Here is a 6,458-nt window from a genome sequence, read left to right on the forward strand (position 1 = left end):
TATGATAGTTGTAGATATACATCTTATGGAATTTCACCTAAAAACTTACTAGGGTACATAAGAGAGGGGCAAGTACAAAATGCATAATGTTGTTATTACAGCTGCAGTTCGTTCGCCAATTGGAACTTTTGGAGGAGCGCTAAAAAATGTAACGCCAGTAGAATTAGCTGTTCCTGTACTTCAGGAAGCTGTAAAACGAGGCGGGGTAGAACCACATGAAGTTGATGAAGTAATTTTAGGTCATTGTATTCAAAGAACTGATGAAGCAAATACGGCGAGAACAGCTGCATTAGCGGCAGGATTTCCTGACACAGTTACGGGATATACAATCCAACGTCAATGTTCTTCAGGTATGCAAGCAATTATGTCAGCTGCAATGCAAATCCAGTTAGGTGTAAGTGATGTTGTTGTTGCAGGTGGAGTAGAAGCGATGAGTTCGAGCCCTTATGCATTGAAACAGCACCGCTGGGGACAACGTCTACAGCACGGAGAAATTCGTGACACGGTGTGGGAAGTGTTAGAAGATCCGATTCACCATATTATGATGGGTGAAACAGCGGAAAATTTAGTTGAACAATATGAAATTACAAGAGAGGAACAAGATGAAGTTGCTCTTCGCAGTCATACATTGGCACTGAAGGCAATCGAGTCTGGATACTTTGACGATCAAATTGTTCCTATTACAATAAAAGAGCGTAGAAAAGAAGTTGTATTTTCGAAGGATGAACATCCACGTGCAGATATTACAGCTGAAAAATTAGCTGGATTGAAGCCGGCATTCCGTAAAGATGGATCAGTGACTGCGGGAAATGCATCTGGCCTTAATGACGGGAGTGCAGTTCTAGTATTAATGAGCGAAGAAAAAGCGAAAGAAAAAGGTTTACAACCGTTAGCTAGAATTGTTGGATATTCAGTAGCTGGAGTAGATCCAAAAATTATGGGTATTGGACCAGCACCAGCAATTCGTAAAGGTTTAGAAAAAGTAGATTGGTCATTGGAAGATGCAGATTTACTTGAAATTAATGAAGCTTTCGCGGCTCAATATTTAGCTGTAGAGAAAGAGTTAGGCTTAGACCGTGAAAAAGTGAACGTAAACGGTAGTGGCGTAGGACTTGGGCATCCAATTGGTTGTACAGGGGCTCGTATTACGGTAAGTTTAATTCACGAATTAAAAAGACGTGGGTTAGAAAAAGGAATTGCCTCTTTATGCGTCGGTGGCGGTATCGGGGTTGCCTTATTTATAGAAGCACTATAAAAAAGAAGCAGCTATTGCTGCTTCTTTTTTTATGACTCAAATAGATGATGAAATAATCGATCACGATTTTCAAAGAAAAGTTTCGTCGTTTGATAATGCTCGGTTTCTTCTAATGTGGATTCGTGAATCCCCTCTTGTGTTAAAGAGTATATAGTAGATTCAGGGTAAGCCATTAAAATAGGAGAATGCGTCGCAATAACAAATTGTGAACCTTGTTCCGCTAGTTCATGCATTCGAATGAGCATGGAAAGTTGTCTCATAGGTGATAGAGCGGCCTCAGGCTCATCTAAAATGTATAAACCTTGTCCTGAAAAACGGTTCATAAATAAGGAAAAGAATGATTCACCATGTGATTGCTCGTGAAGTGAAACGCCGCCATAAGATTTTATAGCATCTATTTCATCAATATAAGAAGCGACGTTATAAAATGATTCAGCGCGAAGAAAGAAACCGTCGCTTGGTGTATTGAAACTTTTGGAAATTCGTAGATATTCATGTAAAGATGAATGTGAATCGTTTGTGCTAAAGCGGAAATTCTTCGTTCCACCTTCTGCATTAAAACCTAACGCAATTGCAATTCCTTCAAGTAATGTTGATTTACCCGTTCCGTTTTCTCCAATAATGAATGTTACATTTGGATGGAAAGCTAGTGATTGTAATGTTCGGATAGCGGGTAAGCAGTAAGGATATGCGGAAAAACTAGGGATATTTTCTTTTTTTAATGTGACATTTTGTAAAAAGGGTACGTCAATCAATATATAAACCTCAATTCATAACGGATTTTGAATCTAAAAAGGCAGCAAATACAAGTGTTAATGACACCTGAATCCCTTCCTTATTTTCTGAATATTTTATGTGGATTATATCATTTAAACTATCATATTCCAATGTGAAAATAAATATTGCATGAAGATCTATTCTCTCGTTATGATAGATGGTATTCTATTGAAAATGTGAGAAGGAGTTAAAACATGCCGTTTACATTTGCACATCCAGCAGCGGTTCTTCCTTTGGCTAAAAAGCATTCTAAACATATTTCCGTAACGGCTCTTATATTAGGTAGTATGGCGCCTGACTTTGAATATTTTTTACACTTTAGACCGTATGGTGTTATTGGGCATACGTGGCTTGGGTTCTTATATTTAAATTTACCACTTGTCTTCTTATTAGCATGTATATATCATTACGTTTTAAAAAAGCCTTTTATAACACATTTACCTAAACCATTTGCTGGCTACTATACATATGCAATAGACAAGAGATGGGGGCTTCATACATGGGAGGATCTTTTTGTATTTTGTTATTCAGCATTATTCGGTATGTTAACGCATGTTGTTTGGGATGCATTCACTCATAAGACAGGCTATTTTGTTATGAAAATACCATTATTGCAAAGAGAATGGTACGGTATCCCTGTTTATAAATATATGCAACATGGAAGTACATGTATTGGTTTTCTATTATTAGTATACGTTTTATGGAAGTATAGAAATGGAATGGGTAAAGATCTTATTTTAGCTTCGGAAAAAAGAAAGTATTGGATTTCAGTAATTGTTGTGGCAACTATTATATTTATCGTGCATGCGTTCCTAGATCCCTATTTTCATATTTTCCAAATTGGAGGTATAATAGTATCTGGACTGACAAGTTCATTTTGTGGACTTTTCATTGTTTCTATAGTTTACAAGGCAAGGGACTAATTTTATATTCATGAATGATAGTGTTAGGAGAAATGAAATGATGAAAGCATGGAAAAGTATTTTTGTTTTATGTAGTTTTCTTCTTATGTTAAGTGGTTGCTTCCATCAAGAAGAAAAGAAAGCTGAACCGAAGAAGAAAGAATCTATTCCTGAAACGAAAGAATATGGTGGGCGTGAGCTGAAAAAAGTAGGACAAAAAGTGAAAGAAACAGGATGGGGTACTTTCAAGTTAGAGCAGATGCACTCTGTGAATCAAACATTTGAAGTAGCGCCAATGAAAATTCACGTACAAGATGTGAAAGTAATCTCTTTATCACAGATGAGTGAAAAAGCAAAAAATACATTGAAAGTATACACGGCACTAACTCCTGAAGAAGTAAAACGTAGATTAGGGGATAAAGTAAGCCAAGAAGATGCAGAATTATATGCATCGCTAAGTGGAACAGAGATTAGTAATACAATTCGTTATGTTGAGATTACATATAAAGTGGAGAATAGCGGGAATAAAAATATGCAATTTTTCTCTATGAATGATGTTATGATTAATGGTAAGCAACATTTTAAAGTAGCGACTCAAAACTTTTTATATGATGAAGATACGTTAGTTGGTACAAAAAATGTGTCAAGAGAAGACTATAAGCCTGGTGAAACAAGAGATGGTATTATTGGTTTAATACTTGACGATGGAAAAGACAAAGTAAAGGATATTCAGTTTACAACTGATGATTTACTTGCAGGAGATTCTGAAACACAAGATGTTGTAAAAGAGTCACAAACGTTTAATATCTCACTTTCGGAGTAAGGTGTTTTTAAAATAATGTAAGAAAAACAGTCAGCACTCAAATATTATGCTGACTGTTTTTTTATTTCTTTTATGTATGAATCTACATTTTGAAAAGGCACCTTAATTTTAAACGCATCTTTTTGTTCGTTAAATTGCTTTTCATTGTAGGGACCGAAACGTTTATTGTGCTTTACGTCAATAATCCAATAATGTTCACTTTTTTTATTTGCAATTGCTGCGTCAGGGTTATTTGGATCTGATTTTTCCTCAGTTTGTTTTGCAATAATGTATTTATCATCCCAAGCAATGTCTGTAATTTTTGCAGGGATGTATTGTGTGGCATATACAGCATCTTGCGAGGGGAAAAGTTCAAATGCATTTCCAGAAGTACGTATGAGTTCGTATTCATCGTTAACCGTATAAGTTAAGTGACTTGTGTTTCCTGCACAACCAGTTAATAGGAAGGCGATGAATAGGATTATCCATTTTTTCAATATGGGAACCTCCTTTATAATGCTATTGTAACAAATTGTACAAGAAAAGTAAGAGAAACGCTAGTTTACAATGTTTTTTAGAAGTGGTACGATGAGACGGGTAAAGAAGGATATGAAGGAGTCGACATAAAATGAAGTTAAAGATGCATCGTCCAGCGCTTGTAATGAATCGCATAGGTGCTTCCCTAATTGACATGTTTTTAATCTCGGTTATGTATGGTGCAGTAGTAGCTATTATGACCGGAAACTATAGTGCTATGTTTAAGCGCTTTAATATAAGCTTAGGTGATTTTAGATATGATTTCGCAGTAGTTTTCATATTAATGGCGATATATTTTATTGTATTACCCTTTATTTGGAACGGTGTTACACTTGGCAAAAAGGTAACGAGAATAAAATTAATTTCATTGAAGAGTGAAAAGCTAACGTTGCAAACATTAATTATAAGATTTTTTGTAGTGTTATTACCGAACGTATTGCTATTAGGAATTCCATTAATATGTAACGTATATATGATGTTGTTCCGCAAAGACAATTGCGGTTTTCAGGACTTAATTACAAAGACGAAAATAATAAGTCTTGTATAATAAAATAAAAAAAACCCTTTTTATATATATAAGGGTCTTTTTTTATTTTATAAGTATATTGTGAATATTCACAGTGAGGAAAAGCTAAAATGTGTCATTTCTATTTATAATAGATTGAAAATTAAGATAATGGTATAATGATTAAAAATAATATCTTTATCTCACCATTTGGGGCTGATTAAAGTTTTACTTTATATAATAAGGGGGAAGTTGAGATGACAGGAGGTAGCATAATTTTTTGGGGCATTCTCATTTTTATCGGTCTAGTTCTTGATCAGCGTAAGAGTAAGAAAAAAGAAGGATAAAAAGTAAACGTTTACAAATCGAATAGCAATTTTTCTTGCTTGCAGAATAATCTCATAAAGGAGTATACTGAATGACGGTAAGACTTATAGAAGGGGTAATGAAAATGAAGCTTGCAGGAAAAGTTGCTATCGTAACTGGCGGTGGCATCGGTATTGGACGTAATACAGCTCTTTTGTTGGCTAAACAAGGCTCAAAAGTAATTGTGACGGACATTGATCAAGAAAGTGGACAAGCAACAGTGGAGGAAATTACGAATCTAGGCGGAGAAGCCCTTTTTGTATTCTATGATATGGAAAAGCAAGGAGATTGGCAACGCGTTATTAGCATTACTTTGAATGCATTCAGTCGCATTGACATGCTTTTTCAAAATGCTGGTTTATATAAAATAGATTCTATTTTTTCTCGCCAACAAGAGAACGATTCCAATGTACTTTGTATTAATGACGTTTGGATAGAGATAAAACAATTAACGTCATCTTTTATGAAACAGCAAGAAGAAGTGGTGCTTAGTGATTTACCGATTTTCGGTATTATTGGCACGAAAGGACAATCATTTCATACAGTAGAAGCCCTAGTATAATAATGAAAACCGCCCTCAATTGAAGTGAACCCCGAAAACGGGACACCTATCAAAACACCTAAACCACTTGTTCCCTAAATTCTTTAGGGGATAGGTGGTTTAATTTTTCTTGAATTCGCACACAATTGTAGTAATGAATGTATTCTAGCACAATCTTTCGCACAGTTGTGTTGGATACTTTTGTTATCTCTTGTGAATAGAAAGCTTCACTTTTTAAATGACTAAAGAAGCTTTCCATGACGGCATTATCATGGCAATTTCCTCTCCGGGACATGCTGGTGATAATGCCGTTTTCTTTGGCATATGCTTGAAATTCCTTCGCTGTATAAATACTTCCTTGATCTGAGTGAAGAAGGACATCTTTTACTTTTCGCCCTCTCATTGCTTGTTTTAATGTCTTCATTGCTAATGGCAGTGCTTGGGACTCGCTGATGACATAACTAATAATTTCACGATTAAAGGCATCCATAATCGTTGATAAATACAAGGTACGCTCTCCAAATAATAGATATGTCACATCCGTAAACCACTTTTCATTTGGTGCGGATGCATCGAATTGGCGTTCCAATCGATGAGGCGCTACTACTGGCTCCGCACCACTGATATATTTCTTTTTCTTTCGACGAACTTTTGAGAGAATCTGATTTTGTCTCATGATTCGTAATACTTTTTTATGATTCACACACAGTCCCATTTTCCGAAGAGTTGCGGTCACTCTTCGATATCCATATCGTAATTTATGCCGAAGACAA

At 35.6% G+C, this 6,458-nt stretch carries 9 protein-coding genes; 6 read left to right on the forward strand and 3 right to left on the reverse strand.

Annotated elements, in window-relative coordinates:
* The first annotated feature begins 79 nt into the window (after nucleotides 1-79).
* On the forward strand, nucleotides 80-1,255 hold the full coding sequence (locus ACO6VI_RS09740) for an acetyl-CoA C-acetyltransferase (RefSeq protein WP_000552078.1): 1,176 nt from the start codon (nucleotides 80-82) through the stop codon (nucleotides 1,253-1,255).
* A gap of 29 nt (nucleotides 1,256-1,284) precedes the next feature.
* Here the strand turns inward: ACO6VI_RS09740 and ACO6VI_RS09745 are convergent, their stop codons facing one another.
* Nucleotides 1,285-2,010, reverse strand: coding sequence for an AAA family ATPase (locus ACO6VI_RS09745; protein ID WP_000568005.1), 726 nt, complete (start codon nucleotides 2,008-2,010; stop codon nucleotides 1,285-1,287).
* 216 nt (nucleotides 2,011-2,226) lie between these two features.
* Between ACO6VI_RS09745 and ACO6VI_RS09750 the strand changes: the two genes are divergently transcribed.
* A complete protein-coding gene (locus ACO6VI_RS09750; protein ID WP_001116896.1) occupies nucleotides 2,227-2,955 on the forward strand; it encodes a DUF4184 family protein in 729 nt (242 codons plus the stop codon).
* 37 nt (nucleotides 2,956-2,992) lie between these two features.
* Nucleotides 2,993-3,757 (forward strand): hypothetical protein, encoded by a 765-nt coding sequence (locus ACO6VI_RS09755; RefSeq protein ID WP_000973900.1) that lies wholly within the window; start codon nucleotides 2,993-2,995, stop codon nucleotides 3,755-3,757.
* Nucleotides 3,758-3,801: 44 nt separating this feature from the next.
* Here the strand turns inward: ACO6VI_RS09755 and ACO6VI_RS09760 are convergent, their stop codons facing one another.
* Nucleotides 3,802-4,233, reverse strand: a complete 432-nt coding sequence (locus ACO6VI_RS09760; protein ID WP_063548543.1) for a DUF3997 domain-containing protein — start codon at nucleotides 4,231-4,233, stop codon at nucleotides 3,802-3,804.
* A gap of 131 nt (nucleotides 4,234-4,364) precedes the next feature.
* Here ACO6VI_RS09760 and ACO6VI_RS09765 point away from each other — a divergent pair, with 131 nt between their 5' ends.
* From ACO6VI_RS09765 to ACO6VI_RS09775, 3 genes are all read left to right on the forward strand, one after another.
* The gene (locus ACO6VI_RS09765) at nucleotides 4,365-4,820 is read left to right on the forward strand and encodes an RDD family protein (protein WP_000769080.1); all 456 of its coding nucleotides are present in this window, start codon (nucleotides 4,365-4,367) and stop codon (nucleotides 4,818-4,820) included.
* A 215-nt stretch (nucleotides 4,821-5,035) separates the two neighbouring features.
* On the forward strand, nucleotides 5,036-5,125 hold the full coding sequence (locus ACO6VI_RS09770) for a hypothetical protein (protein ID WP_000145638.1): 90 nt from the start codon (nucleotides 5,036-5,038) through the stop codon (nucleotides 5,123-5,125).
* A 71-nt stretch (nucleotides 5,126-5,196) separates the two neighbouring features.
* On the forward strand, nucleotides 5,197-5,706 hold the full coding sequence (locus ACO6VI_RS09775; protein WP_422423246.1) for an SDR family NAD(P)-dependent oxidoreductase: 510 nt from the start codon (nucleotides 5,197-5,199) through the stop codon (nucleotides 5,704-5,706).
* Between the two features lie 58 nt (nucleotides 5,707-5,764).
* Here the strand turns inward: ACO6VI_RS09775 and ACO6VI_RS09780 are convergent.
* The coding region (locus ACO6VI_RS09780) for an IS3 family transposase (RefSeq protein WP_422422957.1) at nucleotides 5,765-6,458 on the reverse strand (694 nt) is incomplete at its 5' end.

The organism is Bacillus sp. PSXD-155 (assembly GCF_049310765.1).
GTDB classification, from domain to species: Bacteria; Bacillota; Bacilli; order Bacillales; family Bacillaceae_G; genus Bacillus_A; species Bacillus_A cereus.

Bases quoted from the DNA above. Each gene is read 5' to 3' on its own strand.
- ACO6VI_RS09740 (WP_000552078.1), top strand. From the start codon at position 80: ATGCATAATGTTGTTATTACAGCTGCAGTTCGTTCGCCAATTGGAACT.
- ACO6VI_RS09750 (WP_001116896.1), top strand. From the start codon at position 2,227: ATGCCGTTTACATTTGCACATCCAGCAGCGGTTCTTCCTTTGGCTAAA.
- ACO6VI_RS09755 (WP_000973900.1), top strand. From the start codon at position 2,993: ATGATGAAAGCATGGAAAAGTATTTTTGTTTTATGTAGTTTTCTTCTT.
- ACO6VI_RS09765 (WP_000769080.1), top strand. From the start codon at position 4,365: ATGAAGTTAAAGATGCATCGTCCAGCGCTTGTAATGAATCGCATAGGT.
- ACO6VI_RS09770 (WP_000145638.1), top strand. From the start codon at position 5,036: ATGACAGGAGGTAGCATAATTTTTTGGGGCATTCTCATTTTTATCGGT.
- ACO6VI_RS09775 (WP_422423246.1), top strand. From the start codon at position 5,197: ATGACGGTAAGACTTATAGAAGGGGTAATGAAAATGAAGCTTGCAGGA.